Source organism: Streptomyces manipurensis (assembly GCF_049570255.1).
Taxonomy (GTDB): domain Bacteria; phylum Actinomycetota; class Actinomycetes; order Streptomycetales; family Streptomycetaceae; genus Streptomyces; species Streptomyces manipurensis.
The window spans coordinates 4,517,239-4,539,316 of record NZ_CP186950.1; the positions used below are offsets into that span (position 1 = coordinate 4,517,239).

At 71.7% G+C, this 22,078-nt stretch carries 22 protein-coding genes; 11 read left to right on the forward strand and 11 right to left on the reverse strand.

Annotated features, from left to right (window positions below; all coding sequences use genetic code 11):
* The first annotated feature begins 4 nt into the window (after window positions 1-4).
* The 3 genes from trpS to ACPU2J_RS21030 all read left to right on the forward strand — a co-directional run bounded on the left by trpS (window position 5) and on the right by ACPU2J_RS21030 (window position 2,871).
* Window positions 5-1,018, forward strand: coding sequence for a tryptophan--tRNA ligase (gene trpS / locus ACPU2J_RS21020; protein ID WP_361590897.1), 1,014 nt, complete (start codon window positions 5-7; stop codon window positions 1,016-1,018).
* 97 nt (window positions 1,019-1,115) lie between these two features.
* Entirely contained in the window at window positions 1,116-1,715 is a 600-nt protein-coding gene (locus ACPU2J_RS21025) for a 2'-5' RNA ligase family protein (RefSeq protein ID WP_399310135.1), read from the forward strand.
* A 178-nt stretch (window positions 1,716-1,893) separates the two neighbouring features.
* Window positions 1,894-2,871, forward strand: a complete 978-nt coding sequence (locus ACPU2J_RS21030; RefSeq protein ID WP_423833810.1) for a YihY/virulence factor BrkB family protein — start codon at window positions 1,894-1,896, stop codon at window positions 2,869-2,871.
* On the opposite strand, the gene ACPU2J_RS21035 is transcribed toward ACPU2J_RS21030, so the two are convergent.
* A complete protein-coding gene (locus ACPU2J_RS21035) occupies window positions 2,868-4,112 on the reverse strand; it encodes a D-alanyl-D-alanine carboxypeptidase family protein (RefSeq protein ID WP_361590891.1) in 1,245 nt (414 codons plus the stop codon). The two genes, ACPU2J_RS21030 and ACPU2J_RS21035, sit on opposite strands and share 4 nt — an antisense overlap.
* Window positions 4,113-4,233: 121 nt before the next feature.
* On the opposite strand from ACPU2J_RS21035, the gene ACPU2J_RS21040 reads away from it, so the two are divergent.
* The 3 genes from ACPU2J_RS21040 (at window position 4,234) to ACPU2J_RS21050 (ending at window position 7,538) form a co-directional block, all read left to right on the forward strand.
* Window positions 4,234-4,512, forward strand: coding sequence for an SCO4848 family membrane protein (locus ACPU2J_RS21040; protein ID WP_361590889.1), 279 nt, complete (start codon window positions 4,234-4,236; stop codon window positions 4,510-4,512).
* Window positions 4,509-5,858, forward strand: a complete 1,350-nt coding sequence (locus ACPU2J_RS21045; protein WP_420079836.1) for a metallophosphoesterase — start codon at window positions 4,509-4,511, stop codon at window positions 5,856-5,858. The genes ACPU2J_RS21040 and ACPU2J_RS21045 overlap by 4 nt, the downstream gene beginning before the upstream one ends.
* Before the next feature lie 123 nt (window positions 5,859-5,981).
* On the forward strand, window positions 5,982-7,538 hold the full coding sequence (locus ACPU2J_RS21050) for an ABC transporter substrate-binding protein (RefSeq protein ID WP_423833811.1): 1,557 nt from the start codon (window positions 5,982-5,984) through the stop codon (window positions 7,536-7,538).
* 43 nt (window positions 7,539-7,581) lie between these two features.
* On the opposite strand, the gene ACPU2J_RS21055 is transcribed toward ACPU2J_RS21050, so the two are convergent.
* The 4 genes from ACPU2J_RS21055 to ACPU2J_RS21070 all read right to left on the reverse strand — a co-directional run bounded on the left by ACPU2J_RS21055 (window position 7,582) and on the right by ACPU2J_RS21070 (window position 9,917).
* Entirely contained in the window at window positions 7,582-8,328 is a 747-nt protein-coding gene (locus ACPU2J_RS21055) for a TetR/AcrR family transcriptional regulator (protein ID WP_420079834.1), read from the reverse strand.
* A gap of 11 nt (window positions 8,329-8,339) precedes the next feature.
* Window positions 8,340-8,813, reverse strand: coding sequence for a thiol-disulfide oxidoreductase DCC family protein (locus ACPU2J_RS21060; RefSeq protein ID WP_420079833.1), 474 nt, complete (start codon window positions 8,811-8,813; stop codon window positions 8,340-8,342).
* A 3-nt stretch (window positions 8,814-8,816) separates the two neighbouring features.
* The gene (locus ACPU2J_RS21065; RefSeq protein WP_361590879.1) at window positions 8,817-9,221 is read right to left on the reverse strand and encodes a hypothetical protein; all 405 of its coding nucleotides are present in this window, start codon (window positions 9,219-9,221) and stop codon (window positions 8,817-8,819) included.
* A 147-nt stretch (window positions 9,222-9,368) separates the two neighbouring features.
* Window positions 9,369-9,917, reverse strand: a complete 549-nt coding sequence (locus ACPU2J_RS21070; protein ID WP_423833812.1) for a hypothetical protein — start codon at window positions 9,915-9,917, stop codon at window positions 9,369-9,371.
* A gap of 68 nt (window positions 9,918-9,985) precedes the next feature.
* Between ACPU2J_RS21070 and ACPU2J_RS21075 the strand changes: the two genes are divergently transcribed.
* Together ACPU2J_RS21075 and ACPU2J_RS21080 are read left to right on the forward strand one after the other, a co-directional pair.
* Window positions 9,986-10,378 carry a hypothetical protein gene (locus tag ACPU2J_RS21075; protein ID WP_423833813.1) on the forward strand — a complete coding sequence of 131 codons (393 nt, stop codon included), beginning with the start codon at window positions 9,986-9,988 and terminating at the stop codon, window positions 10,376-10,378.
* Complete coding sequence (locus ACPU2J_RS21080; RefSeq protein ID WP_423833814.1) at window positions 10,378-12,792, forward strand: DUF4132 domain-containing protein; 2,415 nt, start codon at window positions 10,378-10,380, stop codon at window positions 12,790-12,792. The genes ACPU2J_RS21075 and ACPU2J_RS21080 overlap by 1 nt, the downstream gene beginning before the upstream one ends.
* A gap of 74 nt (window positions 12,793-12,866) precedes the next feature.
* Here the strand turns inward: ACPU2J_RS21080 and ACPU2J_RS21085 are convergent, their stop codons facing one another.
* The 5 genes from ACPU2J_RS21085 to ACPU2J_RS21105 all read right to left on the reverse strand — a co-directional run bounded on the left by ACPU2J_RS21085 (window position 12,867) and on the right by ACPU2J_RS21105 (window position 17,308).
* The gene (locus tag ACPU2J_RS21085) at window positions 12,867-13,625 is read right to left on the reverse strand and encodes a succinate dehydrogenase iron-sulfur subunit (protein ID WP_365069948.1); all 759 of its coding nucleotides are present in this window, start codon (window positions 13,623-13,625) and stop codon (window positions 12,867-12,869) included.
* Window positions 13,625-15,379, reverse strand: a complete 1,755-nt coding sequence (gene sdhA, locus ACPU2J_RS21090) for a succinate dehydrogenase flavoprotein subunit (RefSeq protein ID WP_420079829.1) — start codon at window positions 15,377-15,379, stop codon at window positions 13,625-13,627. Before sdhA ends, ACPU2J_RS21085 begins: the two co-directional genes overlap by 1 nt.
* A 23-nt stretch (window positions 15,380-15,402) precedes the next feature.
* On the reverse strand, window positions 15,403-15,885 hold the full coding sequence (locus ACPU2J_RS21095; RefSeq protein WP_361590871.1) for a succinate dehydrogenase hydrophobic membrane anchor subunit: 483 nt from the start codon (window positions 15,883-15,885) through the stop codon (window positions 15,403-15,405).
* A 5-nt stretch (window positions 15,886-15,890) separates the two neighbouring features.
* Complete coding sequence (gene sdhC, locus ACPU2J_RS21100; RefSeq protein ID WP_360872662.1) at window positions 15,891-16,271, reverse strand: succinate dehydrogenase, cytochrome b556 subunit; 381 nt, start codon at window positions 16,269-16,271, stop codon at window positions 15,891-15,893.
* 152 nt (window positions 16,272-16,423) lie between these two features.
* A complete protein-coding gene (locus ACPU2J_RS21105; protein ID WP_423833815.1) occupies window positions 16,424-17,308 on the reverse strand; it encodes a 2-oxo-4-hydroxy-4-carboxy-5-ureidoimidazoline decarboxylase in 885 nt (294 codons plus the stop codon).
* Window positions 17,309-17,396: 88 nt separating this feature from the next.
* On the opposite strand from ACPU2J_RS21105, the gene ACPU2J_RS21110 reads away from it, so the two are divergent.
* Window positions 17,397-18,149 carry an RNA polymerase sigma factor gene (locus tag ACPU2J_RS21110; protein ID WP_389069616.1) on the forward strand — a complete coding sequence of 251 codons (753 nt, stop codon included), beginning with the start codon at window positions 17,397-17,399 and terminating at the stop codon, window positions 18,147-18,149.
* Window positions 18,149-19,171 carry a hypothetical protein gene (locus ACPU2J_RS21115; protein ID WP_420079828.1) on the forward strand — a complete coding sequence of 341 codons (1,023 nt, stop codon included), beginning with the start codon at window positions 18,149-18,151 and terminating at the stop codon, window positions 19,169-19,171. The genes ACPU2J_RS21110 and ACPU2J_RS21115 overlap by 1 nt, the downstream gene beginning before the upstream one ends.
* A 246-nt stretch (window positions 19,172-19,417) precedes the next feature.
* Here ACPU2J_RS21115 and ACPU2J_RS21120 read toward each other — a convergent pair whose 3' ends face one another.
* Window positions 19,418-20,293, reverse strand: a complete 876-nt coding sequence (locus ACPU2J_RS21120; protein ID WP_361590867.1) for a L,D-transpeptidase family protein — start codon at window positions 20,291-20,293, stop codon at window positions 19,418-19,420.
* Window positions 20,294-20,472: 179 nt separating this feature from the next.
* Here ACPU2J_RS21120 and ACPU2J_RS21125 point away from each other — a divergent pair, with 179 nt between their 5' ends.
* On the forward strand, window positions 20,473-22,053 hold the full coding sequence (locus tag ACPU2J_RS21125; RefSeq protein WP_423833816.1) for an acyl-CoA mutase large subunit family protein: 1,581 nt from the start codon (window positions 20,473-20,475) through the stop codon (window positions 22,051-22,053).
* The last annotated feature ends 25 nt before the right edge of the window (window positions 22,054-22,078 follow it).

Below are 22,078 nucleotides of genomic sequence, written 5' to 3' on the forward strand. Positions count from 1 at the left end.
GGCCATGGCTTCTGATCGTCCTCGCGCGCTCTCCGGCATCCAGCCCACCTCCGGTTCGTTCCACCTCGGGAACTACCTCGGAGCCATCCGCCAGTACGTGGCCCTGCAGGAGACGCACGACGCGTTCTACATGGTCGTCGACCTGCACGCGATCACCGTGCCCCAGGACCCGAAGGACCTGCGCGCGAACACCCGCCTCTCCGCCGCCCAGCTGCTGGCGGCCGGCCTGGACCCCGAGCGGTGCACGCTCTTCGTCCAGAGCCACGTGCCCGAGCACGCGCAGCTCGGCTGGGTGATGAACTGCATCACCGGCTTCGGCGAGGCCAGCCGGATGACCCAGTTCAAGGACAAGTCCGCGAAGGGCGGGGTCAACAGCGCCAGCGTCGGCCTGTTCACCTACCCGATCCTCCAGGTCGCCGACATCCTGCTCTACCAGGCCGACGCCGTCCCCGTCGGCGAGGACCAGCGCCAGCACATCGAGCTGACCCGCGACCTCGCGGAGCGCTTCAACGGCCGGTTCGGCCAGACCTTCACCCTGCCCGCCGCGCACATCGTCAAGGAGGTCGCGAAGATCTACGACCTCCAGGACCCGGCGATCAAGATGTCGAAGTCCGCGTCGTCCCCCAAGGGCCTGATCAACCTCCTCGACGAGCCCAAGGTCACCGAGAAGAAGATCAAGAGCGCGGTCACCGACACCGAGGCCGAGATCCGCTTCGACACCGAGAAGAAGCCCGGCGTCAGCAACCTGCTCACGATCTACTCCACCCTCACGGGCGAGTCGATCACCGCCCTGGAGGAGAAGTACGAGGGCAAGGGCTACGGCGCGCTGAAGACCGACCTGGCCGGTGTGATGGTCGATTTCGTCACACCGTTCAAGCAGCGCACCCAGGAGTACCTGGACGACCCGGAGACGCTGGACTCCCTCCTGGCCAAGGGCGCGGAGAAGGCCCGCGCGGTCGCCGCCGAGACCCTGGCCCAGGCCTACGACCGGCTGGGTCTGCTGCCCGCCAAGCACTGACGAACGCAACTACGGACAGACGGCTCTGGCACGAACAGGGGTCCTGGCCGCACACTGGGGCGGCAAGGGTCCACAGGGACTAGCGGAGGAGACACACGTGGGGACCGTAACGCTCGGCGTTTCGATCGCGGTCCCGGAGCCGTACGGCAGCCGACTCCAGGAGCTGCGCGCGGGCTTCGGGGACACTGCCGCGCACGGCATCCCCACGCACGTCACCCTCGTCCCGCCCACCGAGGTCGAGGCCGAGCGGCTCCCGGGGATCCGGGCCCACCTGGCCGCGGTGGCGGAGGCCTTCCGAGCCTTCCCGATGCGGCTCGAAGGGACGGGCACCTTCCGTCCCCTCTCGCCGGTCGTGTTCGTCCGGATCGTCGAGGGGGCCGAGGGCTGTACCCGCCTCCAGGGCGAGGTCCGCGACCCGCAGGGGCCGATCAACCGCGAGCTGGCCTTCCCGTACCACCCCCACGTCACCGTCGCCCACGGGATCTCCGAGGAGGCGATGGACCTGGCGTTCTCGACCCTGTCCGGCTACGCCGCCGAGTGGGTCTGCGACGGCTTCGCCCTCTACGAGCAGGGCTCGGACGGGGTCTGGCGCAAGCTGCGCGAGTACCCCTTCGGCACCGGCGTGACCGGGGTGCCGGCACAGCCCGGCTCGCCCGTCGACCAGGCGGCCGGATCGGCGAGCGCACGCCCCTCCTGACGGAGCGGGCGCAGCGTCAGCCGGGCGGTGCGCCGGGCGCGGAACCTCAGCCTCCGCAGGACCAGGGCGTGGAACGGGTGTCCCTTCGGGGGCACAGGGCGAAAAGTCACAATGGAGGACCGTAGTCCCTGAAAGTGGCAATCCCGGCTATTTCCGGCGGCTCATTTACGGTGACTCCATGGACTGGCTGACGAAACTCCCGGTGATCGGGCCACTGGCGGCCCGTCTGATGCGGACGCACGCGTGGCGCTCCTACGAACGCCTCGACCGCGTCCACTGGACCCGGCTCGCCGCCGCGATCACCTTCATCAGCTTCCTCGCCCTCTTCCCGCTGATCACCGTGGCCGCGGCCGTCGGCGCGGCCCTGCTCAGCCCCGAGCAGCTCGACAGGCTGGAGAAGAACCTCGCCGAGCAGGTGCCCGGCATCTCCGACCAGCTGAACATCGAAGGGCTCGTCGACAACGCCGCCACGGTCGGGCTCATCGCCGGCGCCGTCCTGCTCTTCACCGGCATCGGCTGGGTGGGATCCATGCGGGACTGCCTGCGCGCCGTCTGGGAGAAGGACGACGAGGACGACGGGAACCCGATCGTCCGCAAGGGCAAGGACACCCTCGTCCTGCTCGGCCTCGGTGGGGTGGGCCTGGCCTCCGCCGCCGCGTCGATCCTCGGGGCCAGCGCGGTGGGCCGGTCCGCCGACTGGCTCGGCATCGCCCGCGACGGGGCCGGCGGGGTGCTGCTGCGCTCCCTGGCTTTCCTCGTGGGGGTCGTCGCCGCGTTCCTGCTGCTGCTCTACGTGCTGACGCTGCTGCCCGGCGTCGAGCCGCCGCGCGGCCGCCTCATCCAGGCGGCCCTGATCGGCGCCGCAGGCTTCGAACTGCTGAAGCTACTGCTCAGCGGCTATATGCAGGGGGTCGCCACGAAGAGCATGTACGGGGCCTTCGGCGTGCCGATCGCCCTGCTGCTCTGGATCAACTTCATGGCGAAGCTGCTGCTGTTCGTCTCGTCCTGGACGGCCACCCGCGACGACGGGGACGACAGGGGCGACGCGGGCGACGCGCACGACGGGGACCACGGGAGCGACGGGAACGGGGCCGGGGAACCCCCGTCCCCGGCCCCGTCACCCCGGATCGCCGACCGCCCGGCGGACGCGGGCTAGACCAGGTCCTCGCCCCGGCTGCGGCGGCCGCGCGGCCAGCGCCGGTTGACCACGAAGGCACCGCCGGCCAGGACGGCCAGGGCGCCGCCGGCGACGCCCAGGGCGGTGCCGAACCCGCCGCCCGCCCCGGCTCCGGCGGCGGAGGCGTTGTTCTCGTGCGACTGGGCGGGCGAGCCCAGCGAGGAGGTGTCCGCGCTCTTCGGGGGCACCAGCTCACCGACGGGCTTGACCTTGCCGGCCGCCGAGAAGCCCCAGTCGAAGAGCGCGGCGGTCTCCTCGTAGACCGAGTTCACACCCGCCGTGTCCGGGTTCATCACGGTGACCAGCAGCTTCTTCGAGCCCTGCTGCGCGGCGCCGGTGAAGGTGGAGCCGGCCATGGTCGTGTTGCCGTTCTTCACGCCGGCGATCCCCTTGTAGGGGGAGAGCCCGGCCGCGCCCGTCATCAGCCGGTTGGTGTTCGAGATCTCGAAGTAGTCCCGCGGCTTGCCCGGCTCCTGGAGGCCGGGGAACTTCGCGCTCGCCGTGCCGCAGTACTCCCGGAAGTCCTGCTTCTGCAGTCCGGAACGGGCGATGAGCGTGAGGTCGTACGCGCTGGACACCTGGTCCGGGGCGTCGTAGCCGTCCGGGGAGACGACGTGGGTGTCCAGGGCCTGGAGCTCCTCGGCATGCGCCTGCATGTCCCTGACGGTCTTCTCCACGCCGCCGTTCATGGCCGAAAGCACGTGCACGGCGTCGTTCCCCGACCGCAGGAACACCCCCAGCCACAGGTCGTGGACGGAGTACTCGTGGTCCTCCTTGACCCCGACCAGGCTGCTGCCCGGGCCCACGCCCTCCATGTCCTGGTCGGTGACCTTGTGGATCTGCTCCTTGGGCAGGCTCGGCAGCAGGGTGTCCGCGAAGAGCATCTTCATGGTGGAGGCGGGCGGCAGCCGCCAGTGGGCGTTGTGCGCCGCCAGGACCTCGCCCGACTCGGCGTCCGCCACGATCCACGACCGGCCGCTGAGGTTCGTGGGCAGGGCGGGCGCGCCGGGCAGCAGGTTCACCTGGGTGCCGGGCTGGCCGAGCCGCGACCCGCCGATGGTGGACATCGACACGGGCGGCGCGGGCGCCGCGGGGGCCTTGGCGGGCTGCCCCTTCCCGTCGGCCGGCGGGGACGGCGCGGCGTGTGCCGGAGCCCCGAGGACGGCGGGGAGCAGCAGCGCGGCGGAAAGGACCGTCAGGGCGGTCTTCTTGGCAGACACGCAGGTGAAAGTACATCCCGATGAGCTGGATGGCGTCGCTGACCGGCCATTTCGCGGCAACCACCCCCGGGACAGCCCACCCCGGAGCATCCGCCCCGGGGACCGATCCGATACTGGGGGCATGAGACTCAGCCGTACCGCCTCCTGGTTCCTGCTCGCGTTCGGAGTGTGGAGCTGGTTCATCTGGGTGTCTTTCGTCCGGAACCTGTGGAAGAACGGCAGCGGCCTGGCCTTCGACGCGGCGGGTGATCCCACGGCCTACTTCTGGGTGCACCTGACGCTCGCGGTCTCGTCCTTTCTCCTGGGGACGGCGGTCGGTGTGATCGGGTTGCGCGGGGTCCTCGCGCTGCGGCGAGGGTCACGCGGCGACGGCGCGGACGCGGAGGGCACCCCGGCATGACCGTCCTGATCTTCGCCCTGGTCGCGCTGGCCGTCTGCGCCCTGCTGGCCGGCGTGCACCGCTGGCTGTGGATCCGCCTGGTCCGCGACACCACGGCCCCCGGGGGCCTGCCCCGCAGGATCGGCACGGCTCTGGCCATCGCCCTGCCCCTCCTCTCCGTGGCCGCCCTGACCGCGGGCCGGGCCGGCGCCCCCTTCTGGCTGCAGCAGACGGTGTCCTGGCCGGGGTACATGTGGCTCGCGGTGCTCCTGTACCTGACCCTGACGATGCTGGTAGCGGAGCCGATCCGCGCGCTGTTGCTCCGCCGTCTGGCCCACCGCACACCCCCGGGGGCGGTAGCCGTGTCCCCCGGGCCGGGCAGCGCACCCGCGACCGGACCGGCCACCGCGGCCGCCCCGGCCGTCACGGGCGGTGCCGCCGCGGGCGGTGCCGTCACCGCCGCGCCCGGCGAGGTGGTCGCCGAGGCCCCGCCGGAGGAGCCCGGGGCAACCGCGCCCGCGCGGCCCGCCCCGGGCGGCGGGCTCAGCCGCCGTACCTTCGTCACGCGGACGGTGGGCGGCACGGCCGCCGCCGTGGCCCTCACGACCGTGGGCGCCGGGACGTACGGTGTGCTGCGCGGGCCGAGCGTGCGGCGGGTGCAGGTGCCCCTGGCCAAGCTGCCCCGCGCCGCGCACGGCTTCCGCATCGCCGTGGTCAGCGACGTGCACCTCGGCCCGGTGCTGGGCCGCGCCCACGCCCAGCGCATCGTCGACACGGTCAACCGCACCCAGCCCGACCTCATCGCGATCGTCGGCGACCTGGTCGACGGCAGCGTCCCCGACCTCGGGCCCGCCGCCGAGCCGCTGCGCGAGCTGACCGCCCGCCACGGGTCCTTCTTCGTCACCGGCAACCACGAGTACTTCTCCGGCGCCGAGCAGTGGGTGGAGCACGTGCGCGAGCTCGGCCTGACCCCGCTGGAGAACGCCCGCAGGGCCCTGCCCCACTTCGACCTCGCCGGTGTCAACGACGTCCAGGGGGAGCAGGAGGGCAGCGGCCCGGACTTCGTGGCGGCCCTCGGGGACCGCGACCGCTCGCGGGCCGCGGTGCTCCTCGCCCACCAGCCGGTGGTCATCCACGACGCCGTCAAGCACGGCGTCGACCTCCAGCTGTCCGGCCACACCCACGGCGGTCAGCTCTGGCCCGGCGAGTACCTCGCCGAACTCGCCAACCCCACCGTCGCCGGTCTGGAACGCTACGGAGACACCCAGCTGTACGTGTCCCGCGGCGCCGGTGCCTGGGGCCCGCCGGTCCGGGTGGGCGCACCGTCCGACATCACCGTCGTCGAACTCGCCTCATATCAGGCCTGAACCCCTTCAACTGCCCTTGGAACGCGGTGGATTCGGCCTTCCGGCGGCTGATATTCCGTGATGGGATGACCGTTAATCGGACAGCGGGGAGCTGTCAGCGGTACACAGGGGTGGGGTTCACGGATGCGGTCTGTCCGCTCGAAGATCATTGCGGCCGGGCTGGTGCTCGCCGTGGCCGGCGTGGGGGCCTGGCAGCTGCTGCCGGAGGACGGCAGCGACCTCGGGGCGATCCGGGTGGGGACGAGTGACGTCGTCTCCTCCCTCGACCCGGCCGGCGCGTACGACGCGGGGTCCTGGGCCCTGTTCAGCAACGTCTACCAGGCGCTGATGACCATCCGGCCCGGGTCCGACGCGCCCGTCCCGGACGCCGCGTCGTCCTGCGCCTTCGTCGGCCAGAAGCTCACCACGTACCAGTGCGAGCTCCGCCCCGACCTGAAGTTCTCCGGCGGCCGGGCGGTCACCGCGGAGGACGTCAAGCACTCCTTCGACCGGATCAAGGCGATCAACTCCGACCAGGGGCCGGCGCCGCTGTTCAACACCCTGGAATCGGTGAAGGCCGAGGGCCTGACCGTCACCTTCAGCCTGTCCGCCCGGGACGCCACCTTCCCCTTCAAGATCGCCACCGGTGCGGCCTCGATCGTCGACCGGGAGAAGTACCCGGCGAAGTCCCTGCGCGAGGACGCCGCGGTGGACGGCTCGGGCCCCTACACCCTGAGCTCCTACCAGGCCGACGCGAGCGCCGAGCTCAAGCCCAACGCCTCGTACAAGGGACAGGCCCGGCCGGCCCACGCGGCCGTCACGGTCAAGTACTTCAAGGACTCCGCCCACCTCGACCAGGCCTGGAACGCCCGCCGGATCGAGGTCGCCCACCGCGAGATGCCGCCGGCCGTGCTGGCCGGCCTCAACCCGGGGATGAAGGACACCCGCTACCAGGCCTCCGGCGGCAGCGAGACCCGCTCCGTCGTCTTCAACGTGCGTCCCGGCTCCGCCGCGGCCCCGCAGGCCGTCCGGCAGGCCGTCGCCGCCGTCCTCGACCGCGGCAGGGTGGCCGGCGAGGTCTACCGGGGCACCGTCACCCCGCTGTACTCCCTGGTCCCCGCGGGCATCGCGGGCCACAGCACGCCCTTCTTCGACGCCTGGCCCTCGCCCAGCGCGGCCACCGCCAAGAAGCTCCTCAAGGACGCCGGCGTCAGCACGCCCGTCGCCCTCCGGCTCGGGGTGAACGTACGCGGCGCGAACGTGCCCGAGGCGGAGGAGATCAAGCGGCAGCTGGAGGGCACCGGCCTGTTCCAGGTGACGCTCAAGCCCGTCGAGGAGTGGAACGACTTCCAGAAGGGCTACGCGGCCGGTGAGTTCGACGCCTACACCATCGGCTGGATCGCGGACTTCCCGGACGCCGACAACTTCCTCGCCCCGCTCGTCGGCGCCGACTCCTCCATGAACAACGGCTTCTCCGACAAGCACGTCGACGAGCTGATCACCCGCACCCAGTCCCACTCGGAGCGGGCCGCGGCCTCCTCGGACTTCCGCGACCTGCAGAAGCTGGTCGCCCAGCAGGTGCCGATGCTGCCGATCTGGCAGAAGAAGGACTACGTGATGTCCCGCGAGGCCGTGACCGGAGCCCAGAACCTCTCCGACGGCACGGGCGTCTGGCGCCTGTGGGAACTCGACTGGCTGTAGCCCCCGCCCCCCGGCCCGAGCCCCCCGGCCCCGGTCCGGGCCCTCAGTCCTTGTCCGGCTCCGGCTGCGGGTCGGGGTCCGAGGCCCGGCGCCGGCCCTTCGCGGAGGCCGCCTGCGCCATCCCCGGCAGGAAGTCCGCGAAGAGCTCGTGGACTTCCCGCACCAGCGGCCGCAGCACGCGGAACCGGGCCAGGACGATGCCCCGGGTGGTGAGCTGCGCGCCGCGCTCGGCGAGCCGCCGGGTCTTCTCGCTGTCCGGGGAGCGGTCGAAGACCCAGTACAGGACCAGACCCATCTGCGAGAGCCACATCAGCTCGGGCAGTACGTCGGCCAGTTCGGCCGGCACCTTGGTCTTCGCCCCCGCCAGCGTCTCGCGGTGGATGTCGATCGCGGCCTGGCGGGCCGGCTCGGACTCCGCGGAGAAGGGGCTGAGCGGGCTCTCCGGGTCGGCGGCGTTCTTGAAGAACTGGTACGCGAACTCGTGATAGGGAGCCGCGATGTCGAGCCAGCTCGTCAGGACGCCCGCGAGACGCTTCTGCAGGTCGGTCTCGTTGTCCAGGATGGGCCGGACCGCTGCCTGGTGGGCGGCGCCGATCCGGTCGTAGAACCCCTGGACCAGGTGTTCCTTCGACTCGAAGTAGTAGTAGGCGTTGCCGACCGAGACACCGGCCTCCTTGGCGATGGCCCGCATGGTCGTCTTGTCGAAGCCGCGCTCCTGGAAGAGCCGGAGCGCGGTTTCGAGGATGAGCGTGCGGGTCTGCTCGCTCTTGGGAGCCTTCTGATCAGTCACGGTGTATGAGCCTATCGGGGGGCCGGGCAGTGGTCGTCACAGGCCGGTCTCCCCACCCCCTCCTCGGCGCCCTCCCGGGCGTCCCCGGTGCGCACCGCCTGCCGCCAGGCGGAGGCGGTGTACATGGCGGCCCGGGCGAAGGGCCGGCCGGCCGGGGTGGCCAGCCAGTTGGCCCGCGGCCGGTGCCCCGTCAGCGCCCACAGGCACACGATGAAGGCGTCCGTGCCCCGCCAGAGCTGTCCCGAGTCCCCGACGACGGTGATGTCCCGCAGGGTCTCCGCGTGGTCGAGCTGCGGGAAGCGCCTGCGTGCCTCGTGGGAGGCCGCCGGGACCAGGTCGAGCGGGACCAGCCGGGGCTGCACCAGCAGCCAGTGCCGGATGTGGACGCAGAGCGGGCAGTGCGCGTCGTAGAGGACGGTCAGCCTGCGCACCGGCCAGCCGGGCGCCCCGGAGGGAGCTGCGGCCGGCGCTGCGGCGGTCGCCACGGTTCAGGCCCCCGCGGGTGCGGTCCACCCCTGAGGGGCGACCGGCGGGATCTGCTGGCGCTCCATGATGCCGCGCCGGCGCATCTTGTTGAGCGCCCAGACGTTGCCGAGGTGCATGACGCCGAGGACGAGCAGGACGACGCCGAGCTTGACCGACAGCGCCTCGAAGAGCTCGCGGGCGGTGGCGATCTCGTTGTCCGACCGCAGGAAGAGGGTGACGAAGCCGATGTTCACCAGGTAGAAGCCGACGACCAGGAGCTGGTTGACGGCGTCCGCGAGCTTCTCGTTGCCGTGGAGGACGTCTCCGATGAAGACGCGGCCGTTGCGGCTGAGCGTGCGGGCCACCCAGACGGTCAGCCCGATGCTGATGAGCAGGTAGACGACGTATGCGACCACGGTGAGGTCCATAGCCCTCAGCCCCCTTGAACGTGTTCAAATGCTCTGACGTCGATGACTCTAGAAGCTTTTTTGAACAAGTTCAAGCGAAGTGGCCGGGAGGCTCGCGGGCATACGGAAGCGCCCGGGCCGTGGCCCGGGCGCTCGGTGGGGGAAGGCTCAGACGCTCAGCGAGCGGGCGTGGTTGACCTGGGACATCACCCAGTGGAAGGTGCCCTGGTCGACCGCCGGGATCATCGTGGAGTGGTGGCGTCCGCCACTGGTGACGGTCACCTGGATGTAGCCGGTGGTGGTCTTCTCCTTCATCAGGAGGAAGAGCAGGCCGAGCAGGCAGAAGAGGAAGAAGACGATCGCCAGCACGATCGCGTGCGCCGGCATCCTCTCCTCGGTGCGCGAGAAGTCGCTCGCGTTCCAGATCGCGCCCCGCAGCGGCATCGTGCCGGAAGGGGTGATGATCTGGTCGCCCGCGACGGTGATGTCCCCGAGGAGCAGCCCGGCGCCGCCCATCGGCGCGGCCGGATACCCGCCGGGCGCGGGCAGGCCCGCGCCGATGGTCGGCTGGTACGCCGGAGCCGCCGGCCAGGGCTGCGGGTAGCCGTAACTCGGCTCCCCGGGCCCCCACCTGTAGTCGCCCTGCCCGGCCCCGTAGGAGGGCCCGCCCTGCCCGCCGGGGCCGCTCGCGTACGGATTCGGCTGCTGCTCGCTCATGCCGCAGATCCTTCCACAGCGGCTGCCGCCGGGGGCGGTTGTCAGTGGACGCCCCTACCGTCGGGGACATGGCAAGGGTGACCTTCGTCGACGAGACGACCGCCGGGAGCCGCGGTGACGGCTGGAGCCTCGACCTGGCCGAGGAGCGGCTCCCGCTGCGCGAACTGATCCGTCGCAGGGTGTTCCAGGAGGTCGCGGAGTACCACGCGCGGCGGCCCGAGGTCTTCCAGGGCTTGGTCCGGCCGGAGGGCGCCGAGCGGCTCCTCAACGGCTACGCGCTGCGCACCCCGCGCCGCATCGACCCGGAGACGCAGACCGCCCTGGCACTGCGCGCCTTCGAACGCAACGGCTTCCTGGTGCTGGTGGGGGACCGTCAGATCACCTCCCTGGACGAGGAGATCGACCTGCGCCTCGGCGCCGAGGTCACCTTCCTCCGGCTCGTCGCGCTGGTGGGCGGCTGATGGCGCACGACCACGCGCCGACGGCCGCCGAACTGGCCCGCGAGGCCGCCCGCAGCGCCTTCCCCCACCACGGCCTGGAACGCCTCCTGACCCGGGTGCGGGAGCTCCCCGGCGAAGAACGCCGCCGCCTGGCCGAGGCGCTCGCGGAGCGCTACCTGCACGGCACCGAGACCGAGCCGGCGCGCTCCGGGCTGCTGGTCCTGATGGCCCGCGTCGGCCGGGGCCTGGACGGGCTCCCGCTCGCCGCGCAACGGGCCGCGTACGTCGAGGGGTTCTCCCTCAGCCACTGCCTCTGGGGAGCGGAGGGCCGGGAGCTGCTCTGCCGCGCCGAGACGGACGAGGGCCGCCCCCTGTCCGCGCCCGTGATCGCGACCCTCCGGCGCAGCGCCCTGGTCCTCGCCCACGACACCGGTCTGGTCTCCTTCGCGAAGCGGTTCACCGAGCCCGTGCTCAACGTGGGCGAGGAGTGGGCGGAGGCGGCCCTGGAGGACGGGCGGTGGCGGGGGCTGCTGGCCCACGCGGTCACCGCCCGGTCCGCCAGACCCTCCGCGGCCTGGGAGAGGACCGCCCGGACCCTCGTCGACGGCCTCGGCGCCGAGGCCGTGCGCACGGCCGTGCTCGGCTGGCTCGCGCTGGTCGGCCGCCCCCGCACCTTCGCACTGCGGCGTGAGACCCACGAACCGGACGTGAACGCCTCCTTCGACCCGTACAACGCCAACGCCCTGCGCGGTCTCACCTGGCTGCTGGCCCTCCTCCCGCCGCACCCCGCCACCGCGCGCGCACTCGGCACGCTGGCAGAGACCTCGCTGCGGAAGGCGGCCGGGCTCGGGCCCCGCGCCCCGAAGGTCGCCAACGCCGCGGTCGGAGCCCTCGCCCGGACCGACGGCGAGGCCGCCCTGGCCGAACTGGCCCGGCTGGGCACCCGGGTGACGTACAAGGGCACCCGCAAGCTCGTCGACGCCGCGCTGGAGGCCCGGTCCGCCGCCCTCGGGCTGAGCCGCGAGGAGATCGAGGAGCTCGCCGTGCCCGGGTACGGCCTGACCGGGACCGGAACGGCCGCGTTCCCCCTGGGGGAGGCCACGGCGCTGCTGGAGGTCCGCGGCAGCCGCGCCGTCCTCCGGTGGCGCAACGCCGCCGGCCGACAGGTCACGACCGTTCCGGCCGCCGTCCGCCGGGACCACGCCGAAGCGCTGAAGGACCTCAGGGGCCTGGCCAAGGACGTCGACACCACCCTGTCCGCGCAGGCGGAGCGGCTGGACCGGATGTTCCTGGCCCGCCGCGGCTGGACGTACGACCGGTGGCGGGCGCACTACCTCGACCACCCGCTGGTGGGCACCCTGGCCCGACGGCTGATCTGGACCGTGGACGGCACCGCCGTCGCCTTCGCCGAGGGCGCCCTGCGCACCCTCGCGGGCACGCCCCTGACCGGGGGCGGCACCGTCGGACTGTGGCACCCCGCAGGCCGCCAGCCCGCCGAGGTCGTCGCCTGGCGGGACTGGCTGGAGCGCCACGGCGTGACCCAGCCCTTCAAGCAGGCCCACCGCGAGGTCTACCTGCTGACCGACGCCGAACGGCGGACGAAGCGGTACTCCAACCGCTTCGCCGCGCACATCCTGCGCCAGCACCAGTTCCACTCGCTGGCCGCGGTCCGGGGCTGGAACGACACGCTGCGCCTCTGCGTCGACAGCTCGGCGCCGCCCGCCGTGCGCGAGCTGCCCCAGTGGGGTCTGCGCGCCGAGTTCTGGGTCGAGGGCGACGGCCACGAGTACGGCACCGACACCAACGACGCGGGCACCTACCTCCGGCTGCGGACCGACCAGGTCCGCTTCTATCCGGCCGACGCCCCGCAGAACCGCGCGAGCACCTACGGCGGCGGGTACACGATGTGGCCGCACCTGGGCCGGCGGGTCCGCCCGCTGCGGCTCGACCGGATACCGGAGCTGGTGCTCAGCGAGGTCCTGCGCGACGTCGACCTGTTCGTCGGCGTGGCCGGCGTGGGCAACGATCCGACCTGGTCCGACGGCGGGCCCGCGGGCCGCTTCCGCACGTACTGGCACTCCTGCGCCTTCGGCGAGCTGGGCCAGAGCGCCGAGACCCGGCGGGCCCTGCTGGAGCGGCTGGTGCCCCGCCTCGCCATCGCCGACCGGTGCACGGTCGAGGGCCGGTTCCTGCACGTCCGCGGGGACCTGCGCACGTACAAGATCCACCTGGGCTCTGGGAACGTCCTGATGTCGCCCAACGACCAGTACCTGTGCATCGTCCCCGGCGGAACGGACACCGCCGCCGGCGCCGCACCGGACTACCTGCCCTTCGAGGGCGACCGCACCCTCGCGGTCGTCCTGTCCAAGGCCGTGCTCCTCGCGCACGACACGGCGATCACCGACCCGGCGATCGCCGGCCAGATCCGCCGCTGACCCCGCCCACGGACGAGGGCCCCGCCCCCGGACGAACCGGGGAGCGGGGCCCTCGTGCGCAAGGGACCGGAAGGTCAGAAGCGGCGCGTGATCAGCGCACGCTTGACTTCCTGGATCGCCTTCGTGACCTCGATGCCGCGCGGGCACGCGTCGGTGCAGTTGAAGGTCGTGCGGCAGCGCCACACGCCGTCCTTGTCGTTCAGGATCTCCAGGCGCTGCTCGCCGGCCTCGTCACGCGAGTCGAAGATGAAGCGGTGCGCGTTGACGATCGCCGCCGGGCCGAAGTACTGGCCGTCGTTCCAGAACACCGGGCACGAGGACGTGCACGCGGCGCACAGGATGCACTTGGTGGTGTCGTCGAAGCGCTCGCGGTCCTCGGCGGACTGCAGGCGCTCGCGCGTCGGCTCGTTGCCCTTGGTGACCAGGAACGGCATGACGTCGCGGTACGCCTGGAAGAAGGGCTCCATGTCGACCACGAGGTCCTTCATCACCGTGAGGCCCTTGATGGCCTCGACGGTGATCGGCTTCTCCGGGTTGATGTCCTTGATCAGCGTCTTGCAGGCGAGCCTGTTCTTGCCGTTGATCCGCATCGCGTCGGAGCCGCAGATGCCGTGCGCGCACGAGCGGCGGAAGGTCAGCGTGCCGTCCAGGTCCCACTTGATCTTGTGGAGACCGTCGAGCACGCGCTCCTTCGGGTCGATCTCGATCTGGAAGTCCTGCCACTCCGACTGGTCGGAGACCTCGGGGTTGAAGCGGCGGATCCGGAAGGTGACCGTGATGTAGGGCGAGGCCGCGGCCGCCGCCTCCATCTTGTCCAGGGTCGGGGTTGCCATCAGTACTTACGCTCCATCGGCTGGTAGCGGGTCGTGACGACCGGCTTGTAGTCGAGCCGGACCGAGTCCGAGCCGTCGGCTCCGACCTCGCGGTACGCCATGGTGTGGCGCATGAAGTTGACGTCGTCGCGGTTGGGGTAGTCCTCGCGGTAGTGACCACCGCGGGACTCCTTGCGCGCCAGCGCGGACACGGCCATGACCTCGGCCAGGTCGAGCAGGTTGCCCAGCTCGATGGCCTCCAGCAGGTCCGTGTTGAAGCGCTTGCCCTTGTCCTGGACGGACACGTTCTTGTAGCGCTCGCGCAGCTCCGCGATCTTCTCGACCGCGGTCTTGATGGTCTGCTCCGTACGGAACACCATCACGTTCGCGTCCATCGTCTCCTGGAGCTCCAGACGCAGGTCGGCGACCCGCTCGTGGCCCGTGGAGTTGCGCAGGCGCTCGACCTGCTCCTCGACGAGCGCGCCCGGGTTCTCCGGCAGCTCGACGAAGTCGTGGCCGTGGGCGTACTCCGCCGCGGCGATGCCCGAGCGCTTGCCGAAGACGTTGATGTCCAGCAGCGAGTTGGTGCCCAGGCGGTTGGCGCCGTGCACCGACACGCACGCGACCTCGCCGGCCGCGTACAGGCCCGGGACGACGGTGGTGTTGTCGCTGAGGACCTCACCCTCGACGTTGGTCGGGATGCCGCCCATGGCGTAGTGCGCGGTGGGCTGGATCGGGATCGGGTCCGTGTACGGCTCGATGCCCAGGTAGGTGCGCGCGAACTCGGTGATGTCCGGGAGCTTCGCGTCGAGCTGCTCCGGCGGCAGGTGCGTGAGGTCCAGGTACACGTGGTCACCGGCCGGACCGCAGCCGCGGCCCTCACGGATCTCGGTGTAGATGGAGCGCGAGACGACGTCACGGGACGCGAGGTCCTTCATGACCGGCGCGTACTTCTCCATGAAGCGCTCGCCGTCCTTGTTGCGCAGGATGCCGCCCTCACCGCGGGCGCCCTCCGTCAGCAGGATGCCCATGCGCCAGATGCCCGTCGGGTGGAACTGGAAGAACTCCATGTCCTCCAGCGGCAGGCCGCGGCGGTAGCAGGCCGCCTGGCCGTCACCCGTGAGGGTGTGCGCGTTGGAGGTCACCTTGAAGAACTTGCCGGTGCCGCCGGAGGCGTAGATGACGGCCTTGGCCTGGAACACGTGGATCTCGCCGGTGGCGAGCTCGTACGCGACCACACCGGCCGACTTCTTGACGCCGTCCTCCTCGACCAGGAGCTGGTCCAGGACGTAGAACTCGTTGAAGAACTCCACGCCCTCCTTGACGCAGTTCTGGTACAGCGTCTGGAGGATCATGTGGCCGGTGCGGTCCGCGGCGTAGCAGGACCGGCGGACCGGGGCCTCGCCGTGGTTGCGCGAGTGGCCGCCGAAGCGGCGCTGGTCGATGGTGCCGTCCGGGGTGCGGTTGAACGGCAGGCCCATCTTCTCCAGGTCGAGGACGGCGTCGATGGCCTCCTTCGCCAGGATCTCGGCGGCGTCCTGGTCGACCAGGTAGTCACCGCCCTTGACCGTGTCGAAGGTGTGCCACTCCCAGTTGTCCTCCTCCACGTTCGCCAGCGCGGCGGCCATGCCGCCCTGCGCGGCGCCCGTGTGGGAGCGGGTGGGGTACAGCTTCGTCAGCACGGCGGTACGGCTGCGCTTCGTCGCCTCGATGGCGGCGCGCATGCCCGCGCCGCCGGCGCCGACGATGACGGTGTCGTACTTGTGGATCTTCATTGGTTTCGCCTCAGCCCCGTTGCCTAGCGGATGTTCGGGTCGAAGGTGAAGATCACCAGCGTGCCCAGAAGGATGGTGAACACCGTGGCGGTGTAGAGCAGGCCCTTCAGCCACAGCCGCGTGTTGGCGCGCTCCGCGTAGTCGTTGATGACGGTACGCAGGCCGTTCGCGCCGTGCAGCATCGCCAGCCACAGCATCAGCAGGTCCCAGACCTGCCAGAACGGGGACGCCCAGCGGCCGGCCACGAAGGCGAAGCCGATCTTGGAGACGCCGCCGTCGAGCACCAGCTGGATCACCAGGTGGCCGATGACGAGGACGACGAGGACGATGCCCGAGAGGCGCATGAAGAGCCACGCGACCATCTCGAAGTTGCCGCGGGTCGAGCGGGGCGTCTTGCCCGTGCGCTTGCGCGGGGCCTCGATGTACGGCGCCGGGTTGTCGACGTCGTAGAGGGTCACGCCCTCCACGTCACCGATGACCTTGGCAGAAGAAGTGTCAGAGGACATGCGCGTCACTTCCCGAACAGTTCAGCGGCTGCGTGGCCGAGCACGGGGTACAGGGCCCCGACCATCAGCACGACCCAGATGCCCACGACGGTCCAGAGCATCTGCTTCTGGTAGCGCGGGCCCTTGGACCAGAAGTCCACGGCGATGACACGGAGACCGTTGAGCGCGTGGAACAGGATGGCGGCCACGAGGCCGTACTCCAGCAGCGCGACGATCGGAGTCTTGTAGGTAGCCACGACATCGTCGTACGCCTCGGGGGAGACGCGGACGAGAGCGGTGTCGAGGACGTGTACGAACAGGAAGAAGAAGATGAGGACGCCGGTGACTCGATGAGCCACCCAGGACCACATTCCTTCCCGGCCGCGGTACAACGTTCCAGCCGGCACGGAAAACCCTCCGGAAGCGGGGCGGGGGCCAGCCGGCTTCTTTGTCGGTCGGGCCCGGCCGGGTACGGTCCACCGGCCCCGGACATCGTAGCGACGACTTGTCGGTTCCCTCGCGCGGGGTCCCGCGGTGTGATCAAACAGCCACGTACGGACTATCCCACAGGGGCGAATAGCCCGATTTCCACAGCAGACGACCCCGTCGGCGCACCCAGTCGGCGCGTCAGGTCCAGCAGTCGGCCCTGCGCGACGCGCCGGAGCTCGTCCGCGGAGATCGAGCGCTCCTCGTCCACCTCGTGCCCCATCCGCCTGCGGATCCCGCCCAGCAGCCGGTCCGCGTGCTCCTCCGGCGGATGCCCGTCCAGGCAGATCACGAAGGCATGGCCGAACTTCCGCTCGTACTCCGCGCGGGCGGCGCCGAGCGCCAGCAGCGCCGCGTACGGGGCCCCGTGGGCCAGCTCGGCCGAGCGCTCGGCGGCCAGCGCCTCGGTCAGGTCGGCCTGCGAGAGGTCGTACGAGGCCTCGTCCGCGCCGGCCAGCAGGGCCCCGGCGTCCGGGTAGGGGCGGTGCGCGGTCATCCGGTGGGCCCAGCGACGGCTCCCGCAGCATTCCAGGAGGGCGGCCCTGGCCTCGTCCGGGGACAGGGCGTTGAACCGTGCCAGTCCGGGACCGTGGGAGGGTCCGGGGTGCGCCCCGGAGCCCTTCCGGGAAATGCCGCCGGCGGCCTGTGCCGGAAGGTGGCTGGACAGCGGGGGGCTCCTCGGGGCGTGGCGCGGGTGTGCCGCAACGCTATCGACGCGGAGCCGGGTGTGTCGTACCCGTGCGGGGATTTCACCCGGAAGTGATCCGAAAGGATGACGTGAGCGTGACGGGCGGGCATGGTGGAATGCCCGGAAGGGGGAGGGCGACCGAGGCCGCCACCCCCCACAGGAGAGGCCCCGGCCGCCATCCGTCACGGGCTCGTGCGACAAGCCCGTATCCCTGTCAGCGCCGGGAGTGCGTTTTGTGTCACACCTCGCTCCGCGCAGGATTGGTTGCACGTTGTATCACTCGTGGACGAGAGGTGCTTGAACGCCGTAACGTGCTGATTTGCGCCACACGTACAGGACAGTGAACGGGTTGGGGACTTTGCTGGGGGACGACGCGGAGCTGACCACCGCGGTGCTCGCGGCACAGGACGGCGACGAGAACGCGTTCCGTGCTGTGTACCGCGCCGTGCACCCACGCCTGCTCGGCTACGTACGCACGCTCGTCGGGGACGGCGACGCCGAGGACGTGACCTCCGAGGCCTGGCTGCAGATCGCCCGCGACCTCGACTCCTTCACCGGTGACGCCGACCGCTTCCGCGGCTGGGCGGCCCGCATCGCCCGCAACCGCGCCCTCGACCACATCCGCATGCGCGGCCGCCGCCCGGCCATCGGCGGCGACGACACGGAGCTGACCGGCTGGGCCGCCGAGTGCGACACCGCGGGCGCGGCCATGGAGTCCCTGGACACCGGTCGGACCATGGCGCTCATAGCCCAGCTCCCGCAGGACCAGGCCGAGGCAGTCGTCCTGCGGGTGGTGGTCGGACTCGACGCCAAGAGCGCGGCCGAGACCCTCGGCAAGCGGCCCGGGGCCGTGCGCACCGCCGCCCACCGCGGCCTGAAGAAGCTCGCGGAACTGCTGGCGGCGCAGGGTCCCGACGGCGGAGCGGGGCCGGGCCCGGACACCGCCGCGGGGCAGGGAACGCCCGTCGGTCATAATGCCGAGGGCCGCGCATGGGACGGCAGGGCCGGGAGGGATCTCGACGCCGTACCCGCGCAGCGCGGCCGAGGCGGGGGCTTCGTGGAGAAAACCGGTGTGACGCATTCACGTTGGCGGACGCAGAAGGACATGTGATGGCCGACGAGCGCGACAGGTGGCTGGACAGGGCCGCAGCGGACGAACTGCTGCGCGGCGGACCGGCGGAACCTGTGGGGCCCGCCGCGAACGCTCCTGCCCGGACGGAGGCTGCCCGGCTGCGGGCCGCCCTGGACGCCCTGGCCGCCGTGGCCGAGCCGCCACCCGCAGGGGTGGAACTGCCCGGGGAGGAAGCGGCCGTGGCCGCCTTCCGCACCGCCCGCGGCGCCGCGCCGGCGGCCGCCGGCGCCAGGCCCCGCGGCCGCGGGGCCCATGAACCGCTGATCGACCTCGGCCGTCCCGAGCCCGCGCCCGCGCGCCGCCGCGGACGGACCGTGAGCTTCGGGCTGGCCGCCGCCCTGGCGAGCGTCGCCGCGGGCGGACTGGCCGCCGCGGCGGGCGCGGGACTGCTCGACGGCCCCCGGCGCACCGCCGCGGGCCCCGGTCCGGCGCTGTCCGTCAGTGCCGAGGCGGACCGGATCGAGGGCGTCGGCAGCGGAGCCCCGACCTTCACCCCGAAGCTGCGGCCCACCCCGCTGCCGGACGGCTCGCTCCCGCCCGTTCCTCCCGAGCCGGCGCGGCCGACGGCGGGGACCGGCCGTACGACCCCCGAGTTCGGGGGCATCGGCGGCGCCACGGCGGGTGCGTCGGTCACGGGCGGCGGCGGCGCGGGCAAGGACAGCCGCGACGACCAGAGCACCCTGGGCGGACAGGACGGCGGCCGGGAGACCCCCGCGGCCGGAGGCACCGCGGGCAAGGACCGGGACCGCGAGCTGGACGGCCGGCTCAAGACGGACCTGTGCGAGGACTACCGCAGGAACCGGCTCGACGAGGCCCGCCGCGAGCGGCTCTCGCGCCTGGCCGACGGCCTCACCCGGATCCCGGCGTACTGCGCCTCGGTGCTGGGCGGGGACACCGACGGGCCCAAGCACCGCGACTCGCCGCTGGGCGGGACGCTCCGCTCGTCGACCCTGGAACCTGCCGTTCCGATGGGGTCGGAGAGTCTGCGGTCCGGTCGCTGATTCATGTGCTGACCTGGCTGTAACACTTTTCGGAGCGGTGGCGCAGTACCTAGTGAGCCGACTGGTCATCGGCCGCGCATGAGCCGGGGTTCCCCCCGTACCCCTGGGCTCTGCGCACCCGGCGCGGGCGGGGCACGTTCCCCCGGCCCTGCCCGCGCCCTTTGCGTCCGGCCCGTACGGGCCGCCACATGACGATGGGCCGCCCGTGAGGGCGGCCCATCGTCATGTGCGGGTGTCCTGCCGGGCTCACCAGTAGACGACGACCTTGTCGCCGACCTGCACCTGGTCGAAGAGGGCGGACAGCTTGCCCTTGTCGCGGACGTTCACGCAGCCGTGGGAGGCGCCGTTGTAGCCGCGGGCCGCGAAGTCGGCCGAGTAGTGCACCGCCTGGCCGCCGCTGAAGAACATCGCGTACGGCATGGGCGTGTGGTAGATCGTCGACGTCCAGTCCTTGGCCTTCCAGCCCACGTTGAACACGCCCTCGCGGGTGGGGGTGTTCTCGGAGCCGAAGCGGACGTCCATCGTGGAGACGACCTTGCCGTCGATCATCCAGGCGAGGGTGCGGCTCTCCTTGCTGATGCACATCACGCGGCCCTGCATGCAGCGCGGGTCCGGCGCGTCGACCTCGTTGACGGTCGGCGGGCGCAGCTCGTCGGCGGTGGGCTTCTTGCTGGCGCCCTGGATCTTCTTCCAGGTGGCGTCGTCGACGCCGCCGGTCGCCGTCAGGCCGTTCTTCGACTGGAAGGTCTTGACCGCGGCGGTGGTCTTCGAACCGTAGAAACCGGTCGGCGCCACGGTCATCAGCTTGAGCTGCTTCAGGCGGGCCTGGAGCTCGCGCACCTGCTCGCTCTCGTCGCCGTTGGCCATGATCTGCTTCACCGAGGGGGAGGGCGAGGCCGAGGCGGACGGGGAGGCGGAGGCGGACGCGGAGGCCGACGGCGAGGCCGAGGGCTTGTCGTCGGTGGAGGCGGAGACTTCCGGGGTGGCACCCGCCGCGGACGCCGACGGTGCCGCGGAGGCGGAGCCGGCCGACTCCGACTTCTGCGGACCGCAGGCGGTCGCGGCGAGCGCGACGGCGGTGGCCACCCCGATCGTGCGGATTATGAATCTCTGGCGCTGCATTGCGGTCCCCCGGTTTCTACGTCGTGTATCTAGGTGATGCTCCGCGTGCGTGGACAGTTGCGCTGGGTCCCGGGATGTTGCGCCATTGTGACCAGCAGTCGTCCGCGGCCTTGCGAAGCGGTGCGCGGGGACGGTTGTACCAGCCCCGGACCCGGTCGCTCTACGGAGGTCTTCGTCACATGGCACGCACCGAGAGCGGGATCCCGATCGAACCGGTCTACGGTTCGGGCGACCTGACGGGCTTTGACCCGGACACCCGGCTCGGGGCACCTGGCGACTTCCCCTACACTCGGGGGATTTATCCGAACATGTACACCGGCAGGCCGTGGACGATGCGGCAGTACGCCGGCTTCGGCACGGCCGCCGAGTCCAACGCCCGCTACCGGCAGCTCATCGAGGGCGGCGGCACCGGGCTGTCCGTCGCCTTCGACCTGCCGACCCAGATGGGCCACGACTCGGACGCCCCGCTCGCGCGGGGGGAGGTGGGCAAGGTCGGGGTCGCCGTCGACTCGCTCGACGACATGCGGACCCTCTTCGAGGGGATCCCCCTCGACCGGGTCTCCACGTCCATGACGATCAACGCGCCCGCCGCCCTGCTCCTGCTGCTGTACCAACTGGTGGCGGAGGAACGGGGCATCTCGGGCGCGCAGCTGACGGGGACGATCCAGAACGACGTCCTGAAGGAGTACATCGCGCGGGGCACCTACATCTTCCCGCCCGGCCCCTCGCTCCGGCTGACCGCCGACACCTTCCGCTACTGCCGGGCGGAGATCCCCCGGTGGAACACCATCTCCATCTCCGGCTACCACATGGCCGAGGCCGGAGCCTCCCCCGCGCAGGAGGTGGCCTTCACCCTCTCCGACGCCGTCGCCTACGTCCGCACCGCCCTCGCCGCCGGGATGACGGTGGACGAGTTCGCGCCCCGCCTGTCCTTCTTCTTCGTCGCCCGCACCACCCTGCTGGAGGAGGTCGCGAAGTTCCGCGCGGCCCGGCGGATCTGGGCCCGCGTCATGCGCGAGGAGTTCGGTGCGCGGGACCCGAAGTCGATGATGCTGCGCTTCCACACCCAGACCGCGGGCGTCCAGCTGACCGCGCAGCAGCCCGAGCTGAACCTCGTACGGGTCGCCGTCCAGGCCCTCGCCGCCGTGCTCGGCGGCACCCAGTCGCTGCACACCAACTCCTTCGACGAGGCGATCGCCCTGCCGACGGAGAAGTCGGCCCGCCTCGCGCTGCGCACGCAGCAGGTCCTCGCCCACGAGACGGACGTCCCGCACACCTCGGACCCCTTCGCCGGCTCCTACGCGGTGGAGCGGATGACGGACGACCTGGAACGGGCGGTGCTCGACCTGATGGCGCGGGTGGAGGAACGGGGCGGGGCGGTGGCCGCCATCGAGGCCGGCTTCCAGAAGGCGGAGATCGAGCGCAACGCCTACCGCATCGCGCGCGAGACCGACGCCGGGGAGCGGGTGGTGGTCGGGGTCAACCGCTTCGCCCTGGACCGCGAGGAGCCGTACGAGCCGCTGCGCGTGGACCCGGAGATCGAGGTCCGGCAGTGCGCGGCCCTGGTCCGGCTGCGGGCGGAGCGAGACGGGGCGGCCGTGACCGCCGCGCTCGCGGCGCTGCGGGAGGCGGCGGCGGGCACGGAGAACGTGCTCCCCCCGATGCGCGAGGCGCTGCGGGCGCGGGCCACGGTGGGGGAGGTGTGCGGCGCGCTGCGGGAGGTCTGGGGCACGTACGAGCCCCCCGGGTCCACATGGTGAAATGCCCTGGCGCGACAGGTGCGTA

What these genes read in the sequence shown, in the direction of transcription:
- ACPU2J_RS21125 (WP_423833816.1), top strand. Translation starts at nt 20,473, where the DNA reads ATGGCACGCACCGAGAGCGGGATCCCGATCGAACCGGTCTACGGTTCG.
- ACPU2J_RS21075 (WP_423833813.1), top strand. Translation starts at nt 9,986, where the DNA reads ATGGCAAGGGTGACCTTCGTCGACGAGACGACCGCCGGGAGCCGCGGT.
- trpS (WP_361590897.1), top strand. Translation starts at nt 5, where the DNA reads ATGGCTTCTGATCGTCCTCGCGCGCTCTCCGGCATCCAGCCCACCTCC.
- ACPU2J_RS21095 (WP_361590871.1), bottom strand. Translation starts at nt 15,885, where the DNA reads ATGTCCTCTGACACTTCTTCTGCCAAGGTCATCGGTGACGTGGAGGGC.
- ACPU2J_RS21065 (WP_361590879.1), bottom strand. Translation starts at nt 9,221, where the DNA reads ATGGACCTCACCGTGGTCGCATACGTCGTCTACCTGCTCATCAGCATC.
- sdhA (WP_420079829.1), bottom strand. Translation starts at nt 15,379, where the DNA reads ATGAAGATCCACAAGTACGACACCGTCATCGTCGGCGCCGGCGGCGCG.
- ACPU2J_RS21085 (WP_365069948.1), bottom strand. Translation starts at nt 13,625, where the DNA reads ATGGCAACCCCGACCCTGGACAAGATGGAGGCGGCGGCCGCGGCCTCG.
- ACPU2J_RS21045 (WP_420079836.1), top strand. Translation starts at nt 4,509, where the DNA reads ATGACCGTCCTGATCTTCGCCCTGGTCGCGCTGGCCGTCTGCGCCCTG.
- ACPU2J_RS21080 (WP_423833814.1), top strand. Translation starts at nt 10,378, where the DNA reads ATGGCGCACGACCACGCGCCGACGGCCGCCGAACTGGCCCGCGAGGCC.
- ACPU2J_RS21040 (WP_361590889.1), top strand. Translation starts at nt 4,234, where the DNA reads ATGAGACTCAGCCGTACCGCCTCCTGGTTCCTGCTCGCGTTCGGAGTG.
- ACPU2J_RS21030 (WP_423833810.1), top strand. Translation starts at nt 1,894, where the DNA reads ATGGACTGGCTGACGAAACTCCCGGTGATCGGGCCACTGGCGGCCCGT.
- ACPU2J_RS21050 (WP_423833811.1), top strand. Translation starts at nt 5,982, where the DNA reads ATGCGGTCTGTCCGCTCGAAGATCATTGCGGCCGGGCTGGTGCTCGCC.
- ACPU2J_RS21115 (WP_420079828.1), top strand. Translation starts at nt 18,149, where the DNA reads ATGGCCGACGAGCGCGACAGGTGGCTGGACAGGGCCGCAGCGGACGAA.
- ACPU2J_RS21120 (WP_361590867.1), bottom strand. Translation starts at nt 20,293, where the DNA reads ATGCAGCGCCAGAGATTCATAATCCGCACGATCGGGGTGGCCACCGCC.
- ACPU2J_RS21070 (WP_423833812.1), bottom strand. Translation starts at nt 9,917, where the DNA reads ATGAGCGAGCAGCAGCCGAATCCGTACGCGAGCGGCCCCGGCGGGCAG.